This is a genomic window from Mesorhizobium sp. M0058, from assembly GCF_040323095.1.
GTDB lineage: Bacteria > Pseudomonadota > Alphaproteobacteria > Rhizobiales > Rhizobiaceae > Mesorhizobium.
This window is the reverse complement of record NZ_JAMYUQ010000015.1, coordinates 97,554-114,673: the sequence shown is the minus strand read 5'-3', so window position 1 is coordinate 114,673 and position 17,120 is coordinate 97,554. Positions and strand designations below refer to the sequence as shown.

General features: G+C 58.9%; 16 protein-coding genes and 2 pseudogenes. 9 read left to right on the top strand and 9 right to left on the bottom strand.

Annotation, left to right across the window (positions count from 1 at the left end; genetic code table 11):
* Positions 1 to 428: 428 nt before the first annotated feature.
* The 3 genes and pseudogenes from NKJ75_RS24975 to NKJ75_RS24965 all read left to right on the top strand — a co-directional run bounded on the left by NKJ75_RS24975 (position 429) and on the right by NKJ75_RS24965 (position 2,559).
* A complete protein-coding gene (locus NKJ75_RS24975) occupies positions 429 to 1,214 on the top strand; it encodes an SDR family NAD(P)-dependent oxidoreductase (protein WP_023736051.1) in 786 nt (261 codons plus the stop codon).
* A 607-nt stretch (positions 1,215 to 1,821) separates the two neighbouring features.
* Positions 1,822 to 2,224, top strand: a pseudogene (locus tag NKJ75_RS24970) (SDR family NAD(P)-dependent oxidoreductase); the annotation flags it as partial.
* Positions 2,225 to 2,313: 89 nt separating this feature from the next.
* Entirely contained in the window at positions 2,314 to 2,559 is a 246-nt protein-coding gene (locus NKJ75_RS24965) for a hypothetical protein (protein ID WP_023687844.1), read from the top strand.
* A gap of 186 nt (positions 2,560 to 2,745) precedes the next feature.
* Here NKJ75_RS24965 and NKJ75_RS24960 read toward each other — a convergent pair whose 3' ends face one another.
* Positions 2,746 to 3,162 (bottom strand): response regulator, encoded by a 417-nt coding sequence (locus tag NKJ75_RS24960; RefSeq protein ID WP_081726066.1) that lies wholly within the window; start codon positions 3,160 to 3,162, stop codon positions 2,746 to 2,748.
* Positions 3,159 to 6,266, bottom strand: a complete 3,108-nt coding sequence (locus NKJ75_RS24955) for a CheR family methyltransferase (protein ID WP_352500322.1) — start codon at positions 6,264 to 6,266, stop codon at positions 3,159 to 3,161. Before NKJ75_RS24955 ends, NKJ75_RS24960 begins: the two co-directional genes overlap by 4 nt.
* 158 nt (positions 6,267 to 6,424) lie before the next feature.
* Here NKJ75_RS24955 and NKJ75_RS24950 point away from each other — a divergent pair, with 158 nt between their 5' ends.
* Positions 6,425 to 6,979 carry a response regulator gene (locus NKJ75_RS24950; RefSeq protein WP_050588792.1) on the top strand — a complete coding sequence of 185 codons (555 nt, stop codon included), beginning with the start codon at positions 6,425 to 6,427 and terminating at the stop codon, positions 6,977 to 6,979.
* A 2-nt stretch (positions 6,980 to 6,981) separates the two neighbouring features.
* A complete protein-coding gene (locus tag NKJ75_RS24945) occupies positions 6,982 to 7,272 on the top strand; it encodes a hypothetical protein (protein WP_031197822.1) in 291 nt (96 codons plus the stop codon).
* 224 nt (positions 7,273 to 7,496) lie between these two features.
* Here the strand turns inward: NKJ75_RS24945 and NKJ75_RS24940 are convergent, their stop codons facing one another.
* From NKJ75_RS24940 to NKJ75_RS24925, 4 genes and pseudogenes are all read right to left on the bottom strand, one after another.
* A complete protein-coding gene (locus tag NKJ75_RS24940; RefSeq protein ID WP_023681159.1) occupies positions 7,497 to 7,760 on the bottom strand; it encodes a hypothetical protein in 264 nt (87 codons plus the stop codon).
* A gap of 340 nt (positions 7,761 to 8,100) precedes the next feature.
* Positions 8,101 to 8,265, bottom strand: a complete 165-nt coding sequence (locus NKJ75_RS24935; RefSeq protein ID WP_352500321.1) for a hypothetical protein — start codon at positions 8,263 to 8,265, stop codon at positions 8,101 to 8,103.
* Between the two features lie 245 nt (positions 8,266 to 8,510).
* Positions 8,511 to 9,802 (bottom strand): annotated as a pseudogene (locus tag NKJ75_RS24930) (alpha,alpha-trehalose-phosphate synthase (UDP-forming)).
* 492 nt (positions 9,803 to 10,294) lie between these two features.
* Entirely contained in the window at positions 10,295 to 10,519 is a 225-nt protein-coding gene (locus tag NKJ75_RS24925) for a hypothetical protein (RefSeq protein WP_023681156.1), read from the bottom strand.
* A 192-nt stretch (positions 10,520 to 10,711) separates the two neighbouring features.
* Here NKJ75_RS24925 and NKJ75_RS24920 point away from each other — a divergent pair, with 192 nt between their 5' ends.
* Positions 10,712 to 11,182 carry a GFA family protein gene (locus NKJ75_RS24920; protein ID WP_352500320.1) on the top strand — a complete coding sequence of 157 codons (471 nt, stop codon included), beginning with the start codon at positions 10,712 to 10,714 and terminating at the stop codon, positions 11,180 to 11,182.
* 182 nt (positions 11,183 to 11,364) lie between these two features.
* Positions 11,365 to 12,249: an alpha/beta fold hydrolase gene (locus NKJ75_RS24915; protein ID WP_352500319.1), complete on the top strand. Its 885-nt coding sequence runs from the start codon at positions 11,365 to 11,367 to the stop codon at positions 12,247 to 12,249.
* On the opposite strand, the gene ligD is transcribed toward NKJ75_RS24915, so the two are convergent.
* From ligD to NKJ75_RS24900, 3 genes are all read right to left on the bottom strand, one after another.
* Positions 12,229 to 14,874, bottom strand: coding sequence for a DNA ligase D (gene ligD / locus NKJ75_RS24910; RefSeq protein WP_352500318.1), 2,646 nt, complete (start codon positions 14,872 to 14,874; stop codon positions 12,229 to 12,231). The genes NKJ75_RS24915 and ligD overlap by 21 nt on opposite strands.
* 165 nt (positions 14,875 to 15,039) lie before the next feature.
* A complete protein-coding gene (locus NKJ75_RS24905) occupies positions 15,040 to 15,333 on the bottom strand; it encodes a hypothetical protein (protein ID WP_023681153.1) in 294 nt (97 codons plus the stop codon).
* Positions 15,330 to 15,554 (bottom strand): hypothetical protein, encoded by a 225-nt coding sequence (locus NKJ75_RS24900; RefSeq protein WP_156933724.1) that lies wholly within the window; start codon positions 15,552 to 15,554, stop codon positions 15,330 to 15,332. The genes NKJ75_RS24905 and NKJ75_RS24900 overlap by 4 nt, the downstream gene beginning before the upstream one ends.
* Positions 15,555 to 15,747: 193 nt before the next feature.
* On the opposite strand from NKJ75_RS24900, the gene NKJ75_RS24895 reads away from it, so the two are divergent.
* Together NKJ75_RS24895 and NKJ75_RS24890 are read left to right on the top strand one after the other, a co-directional pair.
* On the top strand, positions 15,748 to 16,740 hold the full coding sequence (locus NKJ75_RS24895; protein WP_023681152.1) for a YihY/virulence factor BrkB family protein: 993 nt from the start codon (positions 15,748 to 15,750) through the stop codon (positions 16,738 to 16,740).
* Positions 16,741 to 16,813: 73 nt separating this feature from the next.
* A complete protein-coding gene (locus tag NKJ75_RS24890; RefSeq protein ID WP_023668045.1) occupies positions 16,814 to 17,110 on the top strand; it encodes a hypothetical protein in 297 nt (98 codons plus the stop codon).
* Positions 17,111 to 17,120: the final 10 nt, after the last annotated feature.

Below are 17,120 nucleotides of genomic sequence, written 5' to 3'. Positions count from 1 at the left end.
GCTAGTCCCACGTAACAAAACGCTCCATCCCGGACAGCCGTGAAAGTGGGGGGGCCCGCGCTTCTCTTTGGCGCGGAGAAGCGCGGGCAGATCGGGCTGAGGGGATGACCCGATCGCGCAGCATCAACATGGGAGGGCAACAACGCTGCACGGTTCGAACTTCCAACTGGGCCACTTGTTCCAACTTCAACTGATCCGTTCTGAGTACTCAATCCATGCGTTCGGGGGGCCTTTTTTGAAGGTAGGCCATCGCGAGTTCTCATGGCGTAGAACGGTTTTTGTCGCAACGGCCCATCCATGAATGCGCGCGACGACCGCGATGACGACCGTCGCCTGACCGTCATGACAGCGCACGATCAATCCAGCCCAAACGCCGCGGAACAATTGTGCCCGCTCGTGGTTCCGATGGCACGAAGATGGAGGATATGATGACGGACGCCAAACTCGCTGTGGTGACCGGCGCCTCGAGTGGCATCGGAAGGGAACTCGCAAAGCTGTGCGCTAAAGACGGTTACGACCTGATCATCGCCGCCGACGAGCCGGCTATCCGGCAGGCGGCAGAGGCACTAGAGACCCACAATGTAACGGTCGAAGCCATTGAGGCCGATCTGGCGACCGTCGAGGGCGCCGATCGGTTGATCTCCCAGATCGGCGATCGCGATATCGACCTGTTGTTTCTCAATGCGGGACGCGGGCTCGGCAACGGCTTCGTCGACCAGGACTGGCGAAAAGTCCGCCGGATCATCGACACCAATGTCACCGGAACGGTCTATCTGGCGCATGAACTCGGCGCCAAGATGGCCCGGCGAGGTCGCGGGCGCATCCTGTTCACCGGGTCGATCGCCGGCTTCATGCCCGGAACATTCCAGGCCGTCTACAACGGCACGAAGGCGTTCATCGATTCCTTCTCGATCGCGCTCCGCCATGAGCTGAAAGATAGCGGCGTGACGGTCACCGTGCTGATGCCTGGCCCCACGCAGACGCGATTCTTCGAGCGCGCTGAAATGATGGATACCAAGGTCGGCTCCGATGAAAAGGACAATCCGGCCGATGTCGCCAAGACGGGTTACGAGGCGATGATGGCCGGTGATGAACAGGTCGTCAGCGGTTGGAAAAACAAGCTGCAGGTCGCCGCCGCGCATGTCACGCCGGCAGCCACTTTGGCCGAACAGCACCGTAGGATGGCCGAGCCGGGGTCGGCGTCCAGCGACTGAGCTGATATTTCGCGTCATCAAACGGGCTGGCATTCGCAGAGACCGCATGTGCTGCGCGAGGCAATCTATCGCTGCCGCAGGGGCGGCACAATCTCGGTTCCCGGCGTCTGTGTTGGCCTGGTCGATCACATCCCGTTTGGCGGCGATGAATGAGGGACCGGCTTTCCGGATGGGCCAGACGCATACGCAACGCTACCTGGAACCTTTATTGGCGATGGTCCAGAACGGCGAAATCGATCCCTCCTTGTGATTACCCACCGGACAGATCTGAAAGCAGGGCCGGATCTCTACAAGACGTTCCGCGACAATCAGGAGGTTGTGTCAAAGTGGTGATGCGGCCTCACGGCCGAGACGGGCAAAGGCGACCCACACCTCACTGCAATCACAAGGGAACATTCGCGTCGACGGCCGGTTAGGTGCCACTTCCGTAACGGTCACCTGCCGTCAAAGCGAGCCCATGATGAACCACGACCAGCATGACAATGTACCAGATGCAGCGCGTAGACTTGTCGTCGGAAGCATGGCAGGAGGAATTCTCGCCGCTTATGCTTCCACGGCGTCAGCCGATACGGGAACAGTGCCTGCTAAAGCAGGCCCTGCGAGTCCGATGCTCAAACAGAATCCGGTGACGCAATATCCCCAGCCGCCGTTCAAGCCACAGGAACAGAAGTGGCCGGGGTTGGCGAGCAAGATGGTGCCGCGCCCGGATCACGGCGAAACGACCTACAAGGGATCAGGCAGGCTTGCCGGTGGCAAAGCGCTGATAACCGGCGGCGATTCCGGTATTGGTCGTGCGACGGCGATTGCATTCGCGCGCGAGCGTGCGGACGTTGCTTTCGGCTACCTCCCCGAAGAACAGGAAGACGCCGACGAACTGGTGGACCTAATAAAAGCGGCAGGTCAAAAGGCTTGCCGGCGATATCCGCAATGAGGCCTTTTGCAGAAAGCTGGCCGATGAAGCAGCAACGCCCCTCGGCGGTCTCGACATCCTGGTCAGCAACGCTGCCCGCTCACTAGAGTCCACGGTCCTCAAAAAGGGGCGCCGAGCTCACCGCTCCTTAGGCGTGGTGGGCTTTCAGACTGTCTACAGGAGGAACCAATGGCTGGCGATGAAATAGAAAGAAGGCGACTGCAGATGTTGATCGAACAATATCTGGAGACCCGTAAGCGACGGCACGATTTCGTGTCGATCGCGAATGCCGAACTCGCGATCAAGGCGGTCATGCCGCATTGCCCGGTGTCAAGCGCAGCGTTGGCAGAAATGATAGCCGCTGGCGCCGTCACTTACGGCCTTGGCGTCCTATTCGACGCGAGGCAAACCGAGGGCGAACTGCCCGTCGTTTGATAGGCTCATCGCCTGACCAATCGTCGCGCGGTCGCCAAGCCCAGCTCTGGAATACGCCAGACCGGGAGCATGTCAATCGTGCCGGCCGGATCGCAGGCACCTGCTGGCGACGCCGTCTCGGGCCTGGACCCGAATGTCGTCGCATATCTGGTGAAAAACCAGTGTCTTTGTCACACGAGAAGTGCGTTACCGGGCTTCTCGTTGGGTTGGCACCGTTCCGCTGTCCTGGCGTCTTGCCAAAGACGTCGGTTGAACACCGAGCATATTTCGCACGGCCTCGACCAGCGCGGCAGCCCACACGGGTTTTGACAGCATCTTGTGATGACGCAAATCCTGCGGAATGTCGGATGTTGTGTACCCACTGACGAAAACAAACGGAATTCCGCGTTGCGCTAGAAGAGGGACAAGGGCAGCGCTGGTCTCGCCGCCGAGACCAATGTCCAGGACCGCGGCAGATATGACTTCACTCTCGATCAGCTTTTTCGCGCGAGCAACGGACGGCACTGGCCCGGCGATGGCGAAGCCGGCCTCTTCCAGAATTGCGCGGTGCTCCTCCGCGACCAGCCATTCATCTTCGACGATAAGGATACGAGATGCAGTCACGTTTCGCTCTCCCGATGATCAAACGGAAACTCAATCCGCAAGCTCAAACCATCGGAACCGAAAGATGTTTCAAAATTTCCGCCAAGCCGATACTCAATTTCGCCCTTCACCAGCGAAAGACCAAATCCCGTCTTCTCAGGTGGAGTGACAGCGGGACCGCCGCTTTCTAACCATTCGAGCTGAAAACCGTGATCCGACGCCGACCAAGTCACGGACACCACGCCGTTTGGCACGGACAAGGCGCCATATTTTCCAGCATTCGTGGCAAGTTCATGGATCACCATGCCAAGCGACAGGCCCTGCTGAGGCTTGAGCCGAATGTCCTCGCCTGTGGTGTTGATGCGTTCCAGCCCGAACGGCTCCACTTCCTGCCGCACGATTTCCTCTACCGAGACCTCTTTCCAGCTTTCGCGCGAGAGCACTCCGTAGGCCCGCGCCATGGCGCGCAGGCGACCGATGAGCGCTTCGGCGAAAGCCTCCGAAGAGGGAGCATTTTTCAGGGTCTGACTGGCAATGCTGACCGTAACAGCCAGCATGTTCTTGACCCGATGATTGAGTTCCGAGATCAATACCCGCTGGTGGGCTTCGGCTTCAGCCATGGTCGTCACATCGACAAAGGTCACCACCACACCTTGGATTTTTCGCACGCTGTCGCGGTAGGGGATCAGCCGCACGAGATAGTGGACGCCGTCGCTATCGCGCGGTAGCTGGTGCTCGATCATCTCGCCGGCTTTGAAAACTTGCGCGATATGGTCGCGCAGGTGCGGATAATCGAGCCGGCTGGCAAGATCGGTAAGCGGTCTTCCGATGTCGGTCGGCAGCAAATTGAAGAACGAAGACGCCGCCGGCGTGAAGCTGCGGATAACCAGCTTGGTATCGAGAAAAACAGTCGCGATCTGTGTGCTCTCGAACAGGTTCTTCAGATCGCTGTTGGCCCGATCGAGATCCTCGATCTTGGAAACCAGTTCGGCATTGATGGTGTTCAATTCCTCATTGAGGGACTGCATTTCTTCCTTGGAGGCCTCAAGCTCCTCATTGGAGGACTGGGCTTCTTCGTTGACTGAGACGAGTTCCTCATTGGAAGATTTCAACTCCTCCAATGCGGTCTCATATTCTTCGATCGTCGATTGCAGGCGCTCGCGCGTATCGCGGAGCTCGCGCTCGAAATCAGCAATCCCGGATGGCTGACGAACCTTTAGAGCCTCCAGCCGCGGCTGCGGCTGGCCCACCGGTTCGAACAGGACGAGAAACAGCGGCTCGCCGCTGCCGCGATCAACCAAGGGCTCGATCGTCAATGTGACGAATTGGACACGATCTTCATCTTCTTCAATGGCTATCGCTTCGCGCACAACCGTGCGCCGGCCTTCGGCCGCTTCCCGCAAAGCGCCGCGCAGTTCCAGACGCAGGCCGCTGCGTGCCATTGTGAGCAATTGTCTGCTCGGCACCCCTTGCGGCGGCTCGAGATATTTGCCGGTTCTGACCGAGTAATAGACGACATCTCCATCACCATTGATGACGACATGGGCCGGAGCGTAGCGTTCGAGAACATGGGCTTCAACGGTTTGCCTTAGGGAATAAGACAAGCCGCGGCGGGCATGAGTGTCATTGGCGCTGGAAAAGTTGCTTGCAGGCGCAGCATTCAACAAGATCGGCAGCCGCGGCGGCGCCGTATGTTCTCGTGCCTTGAATATCCGTTGTTTCTTGTCGACCGGTGCAAACAGATCGGCATGCTGGCTTATGCTCTCGGAGGTGCCAAGGAACAGATAGCCGCCGGGCTTCAGCGAATAGTGGAAGGTCGGAATAACCTGCTTTTGCACATCGGGGCCGAAATAGATCAGCAGGTTCCGGCACGACACCATGTCCATGCGCGAGAAGGGTGGATCGCGGATGACGCTGTGCGCCGAGAAGATGCAGAGATCACGTACGCTCTTGCTCAAGATGAAACTTGTGCCGTCATTGCTGAAGAAGCGTTCGCGACGTTCAGGCGAAACGCCCGCAAGCAATGACTCCGGATAGCGCGCCGAACGTGCGATGCCCAACGCCGCGTCATCGATGTCCGTGGCGAAAATCTGGATGCGCGGCACAGCCGAAAGTGTATCCATATGCTCGCGCATCAGCATTCCGATCGAGAAGACTTCCTCGCCGGTTGCGCAGCCGGGCACCCAGACGCGGATCGTATCGTTGGCGTCCTTGCCTTCGAAAAGTTTGGGGATGACGGTTTCTTCCAGGGTCTTGAAAGCGTCCGTATCGCGGAAGAAATTTGTCACGTTGATCAGCAGGTCGCGAAACAGCGACCGCACTTCCTCCGCATTTGAACGAAGCAACTCTATATAGGCATCGATCGCCGTGTTCTGTGTTATTTGCATGCGTCGCCTGACGCGACGCAAGAACGTCTTGGCCTTGTAGCCCGAGAAATCATGTCCCGAATGGCTGCGCAGGATCGCGTAGATTTCCTCCTGGCCCTTGCGGAGTTTCAAAGCACTGGCCTTGCCATCGTCAGCTTCAAGCTCGTCGAGCAGTTCAAAGCTGTGGGCAAATTCCATGAGTTTCGCACCCATCTCATCGGCCGGGATGGCGATATCGATCAGACCGGAACTGATCGCGCTGCGCGGCATGTCGGGATTGCTCGGACCCGACTCGTCGGAGAGTTGCGCCAGCGTCAGGCCGCCATGCTCCTTGATTGCCTTGATGCCCAACGTACCGTCGGAATCGCCGCCCGACAGGACGACGCCGACGGCGTATTCGCCCTGATCCTCGGCCAGCGCGCTGAAAAAGATATCGATGGGCTTGCGCTCCCTGGACACGGAATTCGGTTGGCGCAGCTTTAGGCTGGAATTTTCGATGGTGAGGATCGCGTTGTGCGGCATCACGTAGACGGTGTCAGGATGGATATCCATTGCATCTTCAGCGACACGAACCGGAATTCCGGTGTAAAGCGCAATCACTTCGTGCAGCAGACTTTCCCGTTCCGGGCTGAGATGCGTGACGATCACGAACGCCATCCCGCTCGAAGACGGCATCCCGCGAAAAAATCCCTCCATGGCGGCAATGCCGCCCGCAGAGGCGCCAATACCGACTATGGGGAACCTCGGCAGCTTTTGCATCAATTGTCCTGCTTCAGTGAAATGCAACGCGTTAGCGCTGATTTCGATCCAATGTGTAAACCGTTCCTACTCAAATTCCCATCCCGCACCGCCGATAGCCACGGAACCGATGGACGCGACCGCCGTTTAAAGCCCGGAGGGCTGCTATGTTATTAGGCATGCGAATTCTGCTCGTCGAGGACGAATTCTTGCTGGCAAGCGAACTTGCCTCTTATTTCAGCGATTGTGGGGCGACCGTTTTGGGGCCGGTGTCGTCAGTCAGCCGGGCTCGACGATATATCGATTCAGCGGATGGGGCGGTGCTGGACATCGACCTCAACGGTGAGACTGTTTTTCCCCTCGCCGATGAGCTGACGGACCGAGGCATCCCGTTCGTATTCTTCTCCGGAAACGATCAGATCACCCTACCGGAGCGGTTCCGATACACCCAAAACCTCTCCAAGCCGGCCGGGTTCAGGACGGTTGCCGGGATTCTCGCCGCGCAATCAACAGCGCTTGGTGAAGACAATGTTTTCCGCGCTCTTCCAAAACTGAGGCTGTCCGCGCGGCTGTTGTTAGGCGACCCACAAGCGGCCGATCGCCTCGTCGAACGGACATTGAAGGCGGCGCTGGAGGAGCGGTTGTCGACGCGGCATGACCTTCCCTTGAGCGAATGGCTCAATACTCTCATGGAGGAGGTGCTCCGCAACGACAGGTCTGGCATCATGAATTAAGATTGTCCGATAGTTTGCCGCAGGCCGCCCTGTCGACCGCCCCCGCTACGGTACCCCTCCCCAAGAGCGCTTCGCTTCGTCTTGCAAATACGGCCGCATTCCTGCTAGAAATCCTCGTGGCCAAACCTCCGCAAACCAAACCTGACTCATTCCGCGATCCTGTTGAGGGCGACGCACTCGCAGCGCTGCTCGACGAAATCGCGGAAGAGGAAACACCTGAACGGCTGTTGAAGCTCGCCCTTGAGCTGCAGCAGCAACTGCTGTTGTCAAAGCAGCTGAAAAATCCCAACTGAACGGCCTGCAGCTAGGCATCTTGATTTGCCTCGAGTTCCACGATGGTGTCATCGCCTCGTTCGCCAGACCCATGCTGCTGCGGTAATCTTTCTGCGCTCGATGTGGGCGAAACCCCAGTCTCAATAGCTCAGCGGTTCTGCGCCCAGAAGGCCCTGATCCCATCATGACGCCGATGAGAGGACCAGGAAGATCAGGGCCAACTTGGGTCGCAGCCCAAGGTCGATCACTGCTGCCCTGGCATCTCGGTATTTTCTTGCGGGTTCTTTTTAACGCCGGGCGCGGGTGATGTCTCGGCGGGGGCATTGCCGCCTTGGTTCTGTTCCGGGGTGCGCTTTACTGGCGATGTCTGCCACGATCCGCCTGAAAGGGGTATGAACACAAAGAAGGCTAGCAGTGCGACGAAGATCACAGCCGCAATGACGACGCCCCACCCGAGTACATTTCGGGTGCCACGCTGTTCTTCCTTCCGGGACACATGCTCCGTCATCACTGGACTCCTTTGTGTCATTCGATGAAGTACAAATTTATCGTGCAGATCGACCGCACGGTCTGCTCTTCCCCGGCGCCGGCCACCGGCACAGCTGAAGAAAGCTGAAGCTAATCTTCTCCAGCTTTTCGGCTGCCTGGTTTGGCGACCCGCTTTGGCGTTTCCGGCACTGCCGGTTTCTGCTCGGGTGCAGGCGGATTGACCGCCTCATGCGCCAAACGGGCTTTGCGCAATCGCGCCGTTTTCTCTTCCCGCGCTTTACGCTCGGCTTCCATTACTCCTTGTGCGTAGAGGGTGGCTCGTGCGTCTCTGTCGTTTGCGGATCCACTGGCCGCCATAGTCAGCCCTCCGCCTTGTAATTTCTTGCTTCCTTCTTGACGCCGTCTTTGCCGTGCTCGGCTGCAAGCTCTTTGGCCTGCCCGGGTGACACGTCGGTGACTTCGGCCAACTTGATTGCCTCTTTTTCAGAGAGATCACTGTCCTTTCGCGTGGGGTTCCTTGTCATCGCAGATCTCCTATCAGAGCCCAAACGACCGGACCGGCGGTGTGTTCCGTGGAACCTTCGATAGTCCACCGATTGAGGCGGGCTATCGCGCTTCCGGCAACGAGCGAAAAGTTTCTGATGCGGGCTGACAAGGTACATGATCAGCTTCAAGGCCTTTCGAACTGCTAGGCCAGCCGGGTTATTGCCGGGCTATGACCGTGTGGGACGCGTGACACACGGACGGATTCAGGCATCGATGCCAGGCGCTAGTTCTCGCCCGCGAGCGTGGCGAGAAATGACCGCCGCCATTCTGCTGCGTCATTGCGCCTGATGCGCTTGAGCAGTGCACTATGCCTTGCAATTCTTTCCTCAAGCGGCATCGCGAGCGCTTTTGCGATCGCATCGGCAACCTCGTCGACCGCATACGGGTTCACGATCAAGGATTCGGCAAGTTCTTCAGCCGCACCTGCAAAACGCGACAAAATCAGCACTCCGGGGTCGGCTTCGTCCTGCGCGGCTATGTATTCCTTGGCGACGAGGTTCATTCCGTCACGCAGGGTGTGACCAATCCGACCTGGCTAGCGCGCAACAGGCCAGCAAGCCGAGAGCGTGATACGGCACGGTGGATGTAGCGGATCGGGGTCCAAGCCAAATCCGCGTATCTTCCGTTGACCGCGCCGGCGGTTGCTTCAAGCTGGGCCCGGATGTCGGCATAGGCGCTGACCTCCTCGCGCGTCGGCGACGCAATCTGCAAATAGGTTGCCGCCCGCTCGTGTTCCGGATGCCTTTCCAAAAGACGCGCGAAAGCCTCCATGCGGCCGGGAAGACCCTTGGAGTAGTCCAGCCGATCGACGCCGATGATTTGCTTGAGACCCAGAATCTGGCGGCGCATGGAATCGATCTGCACATCCTCCGCCGCCTCATTGGCCATGCGTGCGATTGAATCGACGTCGATGCCGATCGGAAAACACCTCGACAACACCGTGCGGCCGTTCATCTCAGCCGAACCATTGATATCAAAAGTAATGGAGTTGGCCGCCTGCACTGAGCGCCGGAAATTCCCCACGTCCGTTTCGGTCTGGAACCCCACGACGTCATATTGAAGCAGGTCATCGATGAGTTCTTCATGGTCGGGCGTGGCTACAAACAGGTCAGGCGGCGGGAACGGTATGTGAAGAAAGAAACCGATCCGATTCCGGACTCCCAGCCGCCGCAACTGGGCGGCCAAGGGGATAAGGTGGTAGTCGTGAACCCACACCAGGTCGTCGTTGCCCGACAGCAGTCCTGCGAGCGCCTTCGCGAACCGCGCATTGATCTGCCGGTAGGCGTGTAGAAACTCTGCCCGGTGGTTCACCAGGTCGAGTCGGTAATGAAAAAGCGGCCACAGCGTGCTGTTGGCATAGCCATTGTAATAGAGCGAATACTCCTCATAGGGCAGGGTAAGCGCAGCCGTCTCGATCTTTCCCACGCGTTCCAAGCGGATCAGCGGTTCGTCGCTCGCGGCGTAGTCCTGATACTCAGCGCTTGCTCCTAGCCACAGGCCTCCACGCTCGGCCAACGCATCCCCGATGCCTACAGCAAGTCCGCCGGCTTGCGACAGATCGCGAATGTTCCCCAGCCTGTTCGAGACGACAACCAGACGACGCGGGATGGCGCGATCGCCAGTTAGCTCAGCCTCCCCACCTAAGGCGTCGCGCTCAAGGGGATCACCAACCGTTTGCGAGGCCTCGTTGAAAATTTCATCCGGTCGCTGCAACAAGAGCAAATCCTGAGCGTGAAGATCGCTTGGGGAACGGTCCGCGCGTGCGATTGTTCCCGACGTAAGTGTCCAGCCGGACTCGCTGGATCACATTCTCGGCCCGCTCGGCGCCTTTTTCAGCGGCTCTCGCAGGATCGTCGTCGGACGCACCGGTGATGAGACCCCGATCCAGCACGCCGAGCAGCCGCTTTGGCGACGGCCGGACTTACCGCTTTGGTATTCATGCTGCCGGATCCCCTGCCCTGTCATATCAACTCCCCACCTTGGCAAAAGCCCCAACTGACCAAACCGTCAGTCCACCTCGATTACCTTGCGCGTCGGCTTTCGTTGGCGGGGCGGCTGCTTTGCGGCTACGGGCGCGGGCGGGGTCTGCGCTATCGATGCCTCCAACAACTGTCGCTGTTCTCTAAGCCGCGCCGTCTTGGCTTCCCTGGCATGCCGCTCCGCTTCCAACAGCAACTTGGCTTCTCGATCCGCCCTCTCGATCTTTTCCCTGTCGACGCGTCGTGTTTTCAAGGTCGCCTCCTTTGGTCAGACGGCGAACAAAGTGCGGACCTGAAAAAATGTTCCCAACAAATTAAGGCCTGATCTGCCTCAAATGATATTGACCAGCAGCCCGCCGGTTGCGCGCATCTGCGGCTCTGTGACGTCCAAAGGAACTGCTTGCCGTCCGCGGCGTTACGCCACCACGCTGGCGGGAAGATTACCATGGACGACAAACCACGAACGACGATCAGAAAACCCGCCCGGATTGATCGAGGGCATTGCTTTTGCGGAGCCATCACAGCTGAATTCAGTGGCGATCCCTTTTGGATTTGTTTCGACCACGACGATGACTGCCGACGAGCGATCGGCAGCCCACTGACGATCTGGATTGGCTATCGTCCAGATCAGGTCCATTGGCTCGGCCCAAAACCAAAAACATTCTCGAATACCAGGGGCGTCGTGCGCTCCTTCTGTTCGGAATGTGGCACCTCGATTGGGTACACCGATGAAGGCTTGCCAAACGAGTTCTACATCTCGATCGGATTCATGGACGCGCCCGAGAAGTTCCATCCCCAAGCCCAGGCCTATTGGGAAATGCGACTGCCGTTTATCAGGATGGATGACGGTTTGCCTCGCGTCGAGGGCTACACCCGAGCGCGCGACCCCACCCTGGGCAATCCCAGAGACCGGTGAGGCAGGAGGTTGGACTTTGGGCCGCGTACCTGCAAGCCAGCGCCAGGGCTGGCGGAACGGCGGCCGAACCATTGGAATGAGAGAGATCTCCAAACGGACAAATGCCCGAAACCAATTTCACCGGGGTGGGTTGAAGATGGACATGCGGGACTTGTTTTCACAGTCTGACGACAAAGAAGCGGATGTTTGAAGGATTCAAGCTAGAGACTGTGGATCTGCCCGAGTCCTCACTGCGAGTCAGGTATGGAGGTTCAGGCCCGCCGCTTCTTTTGCTGCATGGCCATCCTCGGACGCACGTTACCTGGCACCGGGTAGCCCCACTTCTCGCCGCCGACCACACAGTTGTCTGCCCCGATCTGAGGGGCTTTGGCCAGTCCTCGGTACCGGCGGACGCCGTGGACCATGCTGGATCCTCCAAGCGTGCCAAGGCCAGGGACTGCATTGCTCTCATGGGACATCTCGGCTTTCGCCGGTTTGCCATCGCAGGCCATGACCGCGGCAGCTACACAGCGTTCCGAACAGCCATGGATCACCCGCCGGCGATCAGCCATCTGATCGTCATGGACAGCGTCCCTATCCTGGAAGCCCTCGAACGCTGCGACGCCCGCTTTGCGAAGCTCTGGTGGCATTGGTTCTTTTTCGCACAGCCGGACAAGCCCGAACGCGCAATCATGGCCGATCCTGACGCATGGTATGGCGGCTCAGCCGAGTCCATGGGGGCTGAGGCCTATGTCGACTACAAGGACGCAATCCACGATCCGAATGTTGTTCACGGCATGCTTGAAGACTATCGGGCAGGTCTGGCCATCGACCAATTGCACGATGCCGACGACAGGAAAGCTGGTCGCCGGGTCGCGTGCCCGACCTTGGCGCTCTGGTCCGCCCGCGATGACCTTGAGGCATTCTACGGCAACGTGCTCGATGTTTGGCGACCCTGGACCACCGAACTGAAGGGCCAACCGATCGAAAGCGGACATCATATGGCCGAAGAAGCAGCCGAGGCGGTAGCCGCAGCTGTCATGGCGTTCTTGCGCGAACCGACGTCGTCATGCGGCGAGCTTTGCTGAACCAATCCGTTTGATGGCACTGCTGATCGACCGTTCGCCATCGTCGTAGTCAGCCCAGGCGATGGTCTTTTTGAGGTGGCCCGGAACCGTGCGAACGGTGTATTTTTTCGGATCGAGATCCGCCTTCACCTGACTCCAAGTCAGCGGCATGGATACAGTCGCGCCTTCCCTGGCGCGAGGGGAGAGAGGGGCGACGGCTGTCGCCATGCGATCATTCCTGAGATAGTCGAGAAAAATCCGGGATGTCCGCAGCTTCTTGGCCATGTTGACGAGGTAGAGATCGGGGCTGTCTGCCGCCATCTGCATGCAGACGGCCTTTGCGAAGGCCTTGGCCTCGGCCCATGTCGTCTTGCTGCGTTGGGCCGTCAATGGCGTCACGACATGCAAGCCTTTGCCGCCCGTGGTTTTGCAGAAGCTCACCAAGCCCAGATCTTCGAGACGATCGCGCATTTCCTTGGCTGCCGCGACCACCTTCGCAAAAGGGACTTCCGGACCGGGGTCAAGGTCGAAGACAAGTCGGCCAGGTATTTCGGGATGACCCGGCTGGCAATTCCAGGGGTGAAGCTCAAGGCCGCCTATCTGGGCGATCGCGGCCAGACCCTCGACGCGGTCGATTTGCAGATACGGTTTGTGATCGCCGAAGACTTTTACCAGTTCCAGCAGATTGGATGTGCCTGGCATTGCGTGGCGCTGGAAAAACTGCTCGCCGGCGTAGCCATCCGGCGCGCGCACGAGTGAACAGGGACGACCTTTGATATGTCTGATCATCCAGGGGCCAACGGTCTCGAAATATTCTGCAAGATCGAGCTTGTCGACGGGCTGACCGTCGCCGGCATTCGGCCAAAGCGGCTTGTCCGGCTTGGAAATGATGACGCCCATGACAACCGGGCTTTTTCCTGTCTTGCCAGTCACCTTGGCAGGGTCGGCAATCGGCGTCTCTTGAGGATCAGCTGGACGCTCGGCCTCGACGTCTTTTGCGGGCTTGTCTTCACGCAGGCCTTTGAAGGCGGCCTGCCGGATATTGCCAACCCCGGTCCAGCCGGCGAACTCGATTTCCGCGACCAATTCCGGCTTCGTCCAGAAGACGGTTGAATTCCTTTTCGGTGCGCCATCGCCGGTAAACGGCGACGTCGCGGCTTTCATCTCCTGCAGCCTGGGCATCAGCTGCTTGACCTTTGCCTCGCTGAATCCGGTCCCCACACGGCCGATATAGGCGAAATGTTCACCGCGATTGACGCCGACGAGCAATGACCGGAATTTGCCGTTGGTCGTCGACCAGCCGCCGATGACCACCTCATGCCCGGCGCGGCATTTCGATTTGGCCCAGGTGTCGGTCCTCCCCGAAACATAGGTTGCATCGGCCCTCTTGGAGACAATCCCCTCAAGCGAAAGGCGACAGGCAGAACGCAGCACCGCGTCGCCGCCATTGCTGAAGTGCTCGACATAGCGGATGAGATTTTGCGCGCCGCGATCGACTTCGCCGAGCATCTCGCTCAGACGTTCCTTCCGTTGTGAGAGAGGCATCTTTCGCAGATCGACGCCATTTGCGAAGAGCAGGTCAAAAGCAAAGTAGATCAGGTCTTTCGTCCGGCGCTCCGACAGCGCCGCCTGCAGTGCGGCAAAATCGGGCGCGCCGTTCTCGTCAAGCGCTACGATTTCGCCGTCGATGATGACGTTGGGGAGGCTGGCGGCCTCCTTTGCGATGGCGCCAAATTTCTCCGTCCAGTCAAGACCCTTGCGGGTCTTAAGGGCGATGTCCTTGTCTTCCACGCGCAACTGGACGCGATAACCGTCAAACTTGATTTCGTGAACCCAGTTCGTCCCGGCCGGCGGCCGGGAGAGCGTCGCGCAAAGCTGTGGTGGGATGAAGTCGGGCATCTTCGCCGCTGAGGCAGGACCGGCTCGCTTCGGCCGCGGAGCAGGCATTGCCGACCTGGCGGCGCGCTCGTCGGCCGCATGGCCGCGCTTGCTGTCCCAAACGGCATCCGCATCGGCCAACGATGAACCTTTCATCATGAACGGCTTCGGACCTGCCCCCTTCCCCGCTGCAATCCTCTCCATGCTCCGACCCGAGGCGACGGATCGATCCTGAGCCAGCACCGCATCGCCATTGCCCTCTGTCGCGTATTTGTCGCGGTGTTTTATCAGCAGCCAGTTGGTCCGCTTCCCGCCATTGCGGTCATGCTTCATGCGCACGAGGACGAAGCTTCCATGCAGGCGCTTGCCCTGCAGCGTGAATTTCAGGTCGCCTTTTTCCAACGCCTTTTCGGGAGACATGGCGCCTTCCGGTTCCCAATATCCGCGATCCCACAACTGCACCGTGCCGCCACCATATTGTCCTTGGGGAATCGTGCCTTCGAAGTCGCCGTACTCCAGCGGGTGATCCTCAACCTCCACGGCAAGTCGTTTGTCGTGAGGATCCAGTGATGGACCTTTGGTCACAGCCCATGATTTGAAGACCCCGCCAAGCTCGAGGCGAAGATCATAGTGCAGCCGCGTGGCCGCGTGTTTTTGGATGACGAACCGGAGTCGGTTCGAACCCGCAATCGAGCTTTCGCCGCTGGGCTCTTTCGTCTTCGCGAAATCCCTTTTGGCCCGGTAGGTGGAAAGCTCGCCCGTTTTCATGGAAGTGCCCCGACTAATGACGCAACGCCGAACTCAACGCAGTGGGTGAGATTTGGTTCGGTTCATAGCCGAGACGGCGCCGATGCTGCTTTTCCGCTTCAGAGTGGCATCGCCGTCAAATGTAGGCATTCACGGAGATTACACGTGATGTCGTCACCGCTGACGTTAAGGTTCCTTGGTTTGCCCAACCATTTTTGCAAGCTCTGGAAATGGTGGGATGTCCAGTTCGCCTTGCGCGTTGTTTGCGATCTGCAGAAGCCGGATCGGGAAGCAGATCGCGTCACGGTTGGCCGGTGACATATCTTCGTAGGTCCGCTCGTCACTTGTCATGGACGCCTCTGCCTTTCGCAGGGCGGTATCGATCTCGTCAATTGACAGCAGACCTTTGTGAACGAGCAGATTGTTGATTGACGCGACCGCCATCATCAACCCTTCAAGCTGAAGATTGGCAACGTTCATGGCTTGACCGTGTTTCCGCCGCCCGGCCTCGCCGGGGCGTTCTGGCCATCGGATTGGTGCGTCTTGTCATCCACCTCATTGACTGGCCGCGTCAGACCGACCCCACTCTTGGGTTTCTTGTTGCCGGCCGCATCCTGAGAGAACGCATCCGAAGGATCAGGACCTGTTCTAGCCGGGTACTTCGTTGCGCCGGTCTCGCGATGGTTTTCATTATCAGGCATTTTTTGATCACTCCAATCGGATGACCGTAACCATTACGAGCCCGGCGAGTTCCGGCGCCGCATGGAACATTTCTGGCCGTTGGTGCAGAGACAAGCGGGCGTGTCTCGGCAATCGCGCCTCGCGCACTGGCGGCAGGTCTCGCTTTCGTTGCCGACAGCACTAGGTTGCTCGTTGAGGTAAAAGGAATTCCCCATGCGGGTGGCACGCGAAGCCTGGGTTCTTGGCAAGGAGAGCATCCTCGGATTCATCAACGACAATGCCCTCAGCCACGGTGCGGCGATGGCGTTCTATGCCGTTACGTCCCTGGCCCCGATCTTGTTGATCGTTGTTGCGATTGCTGGACTTGTCTTTGGGCATGAAGCAGCTCAACTCGCTCTGTCGGCCGAAATCGCAGGCGTGATGGGATCGCAAACCGGCGACCTTCTGCGCAGCACCATCGAAAGCGCTTCTCACAGAACCGCCGGCACTCTTGCCACCTTGGTGGGCATCGTCACCCTCTTCGTGACAGCCTCCGGGGTGTTTGGCGAAATGCAGCTTTCGCTCAACACAATCTGGAAGATTGACCCACCACCCATGTCTGTGTCGCGATTGGTGCGGGCGCGGGCGGCCAGCCTGGGTCTGGTTGCAGCGTTGGGATTTCTACTGCTTGTGTCGTTGGCGGCGAGTGCCGCCATTTCCGCGCTTGGCGCTGTCATCAACGCCCATCTGCCGTTCGGCACCATCATTCTCGCGTCGATAAACGGCATTGTATCATTCGTGCTGATTTCCGCTCTGTTTGCCGCGATCTTCAAGATCCTGCCGGACCGGTCGCTCGCTTGGCGCGATGTCGCAATTGGCGCGGCAGTGACCGCTTTGCTCTTCACCATCGGCAAGTCGCTGATTGGCTGGTATATCGGAACCAGCGCGATCGCATCCTCCTATGGCGCGGCGGGTGCACTGCTGGTCGTGCTGCTTTGGGTTTACTATTCGTCTGAGATATTCCTGCTCGGCGCCGAGTTCACGCGGGCCTATTCCGTCCGTCTCGGCAGTCGGTCCGACCTTCAACCGATAGTGGAGGCAGAGAGCCCGTCGCGACAGACATCGAACCCTGGGCCAACTATCCAACGCGAGGTGCAGGCCTGGATTGTGATCACGGGTTTGCTGACCTTCGTGGCGACACGGGTCTGGCCATCGCGGCGATCTTAGCTGCTTCCCACCAATTCTGTTTCTTTGGAACGCAACCCGGACACCGGAATTGCATAGGAACAGGAGGTTGCCCATGCCAAAATTCCGCTTTGAGACGACAGTATCCGGCCAGACTACCGCTCTCGAGGAAGAGCTAGCGAGTGCGGAGATGGCCAGTCCGAGAGCAATAGAGATGGCGCGCGTAGCGGTGGCGGCGGATCCTGGGTCAGGAACCAAGCAATCGGGATCGACTATCAAGGTCTACGATGAAGCCGGATACCTGGTCGCCACAGTCAATTTTTCCGACGTGTTGCCGAGTGATCCGGACGCCGGACAGCATGGGATTGGCGACGCGGTTGTCGAAGAACCGGGTGTGATGCGGTCTGGCTGACCCGTGGTAG

Coding starts and splice junctions, on each gene's coding strand:
- NKJ75_RS24975 (WP_023736051.1), top strand. CDS start 429: ATGACGGACGCCAAACTCGCTGTGGTGACCGGCGCCTCGAGTGGCATC.
- NKJ75_RS24965 (WP_023687844.1), top strand. CDS start 2,314: ATGGCTGGCGATGAAATAGAAAGAAGGCGACTGCAGATGTTGATCGAA.
- NKJ75_RS24955 (WP_352500322.1), bottom strand. CDS start 6,266: ATGCAAAAGCTGCCGAGGTTCCCCATAGTCGGTATTGGCGCCTCTGCG.
- NKJ75_RS24950 (WP_050588792.1), top strand. CDS start 6,425: ATGCGAATTCTGCTCGTCGAGGACGAATTCTTGCTGGCAAGCGAACTT.
- NKJ75_RS24940 (WP_023681159.1), bottom strand. CDS start 7,760: ATGACGGAGCATGTGTCCCGGAAGGAAGAACAGCGTGGCACCCGAAAT.
- NKJ75_RS24935 (WP_352500321.1), bottom strand. CDS start 8,265: ATGACAAGGAACCCCACGCGAAAGGACAGTGATCTCTCTGAAAAAGAG.
- NKJ75_RS24920 (WP_352500320.1), top strand. CDS start 10,712: ATGGACGACAAACCACGAACGACGATCAGAAAACCCGCCCGGATTGAT.
- NKJ75_RS24915 (WP_352500319.1), top strand. CDS start 11,365: ATGTTTGAAGGATTCAAGCTAGAGACTGTGGATCTGCCCGAGTCCTCA.
- ligD (WP_352500318.1), bottom strand. CDS start 14,874: ATGAAAACGGGCGAGCTTTCCACCTACCGGGCCAAAAGGGATTTCGCG.
- NKJ75_RS24905 (WP_023681153.1), bottom strand. CDS start 15,333: ATGAACGTTGCCAATCTTCAGCTTGAAGGGTTGATGATGGCGGTCGCG.
- NKJ75_RS24900 (WP_156933724.1), bottom strand. CDS start 15,554: ATGCCTGATAATGAAAACCATCGCGAGACCGGCGCAACGAAGTACCCG.
- NKJ75_RS24895 (WP_023681152.1), top strand. CDS start 15,748: ATGCGGGTGGCACGCGAAGCCTGGGTTCTTGGCAAGGAGAGCATCCTC.
- NKJ75_RS24890 (WP_023668045.1), top strand. CDS start 16,814: ATGCCAAAATTCCGCTTTGAGACGACAGTATCCGGCCAGACTACCGCT.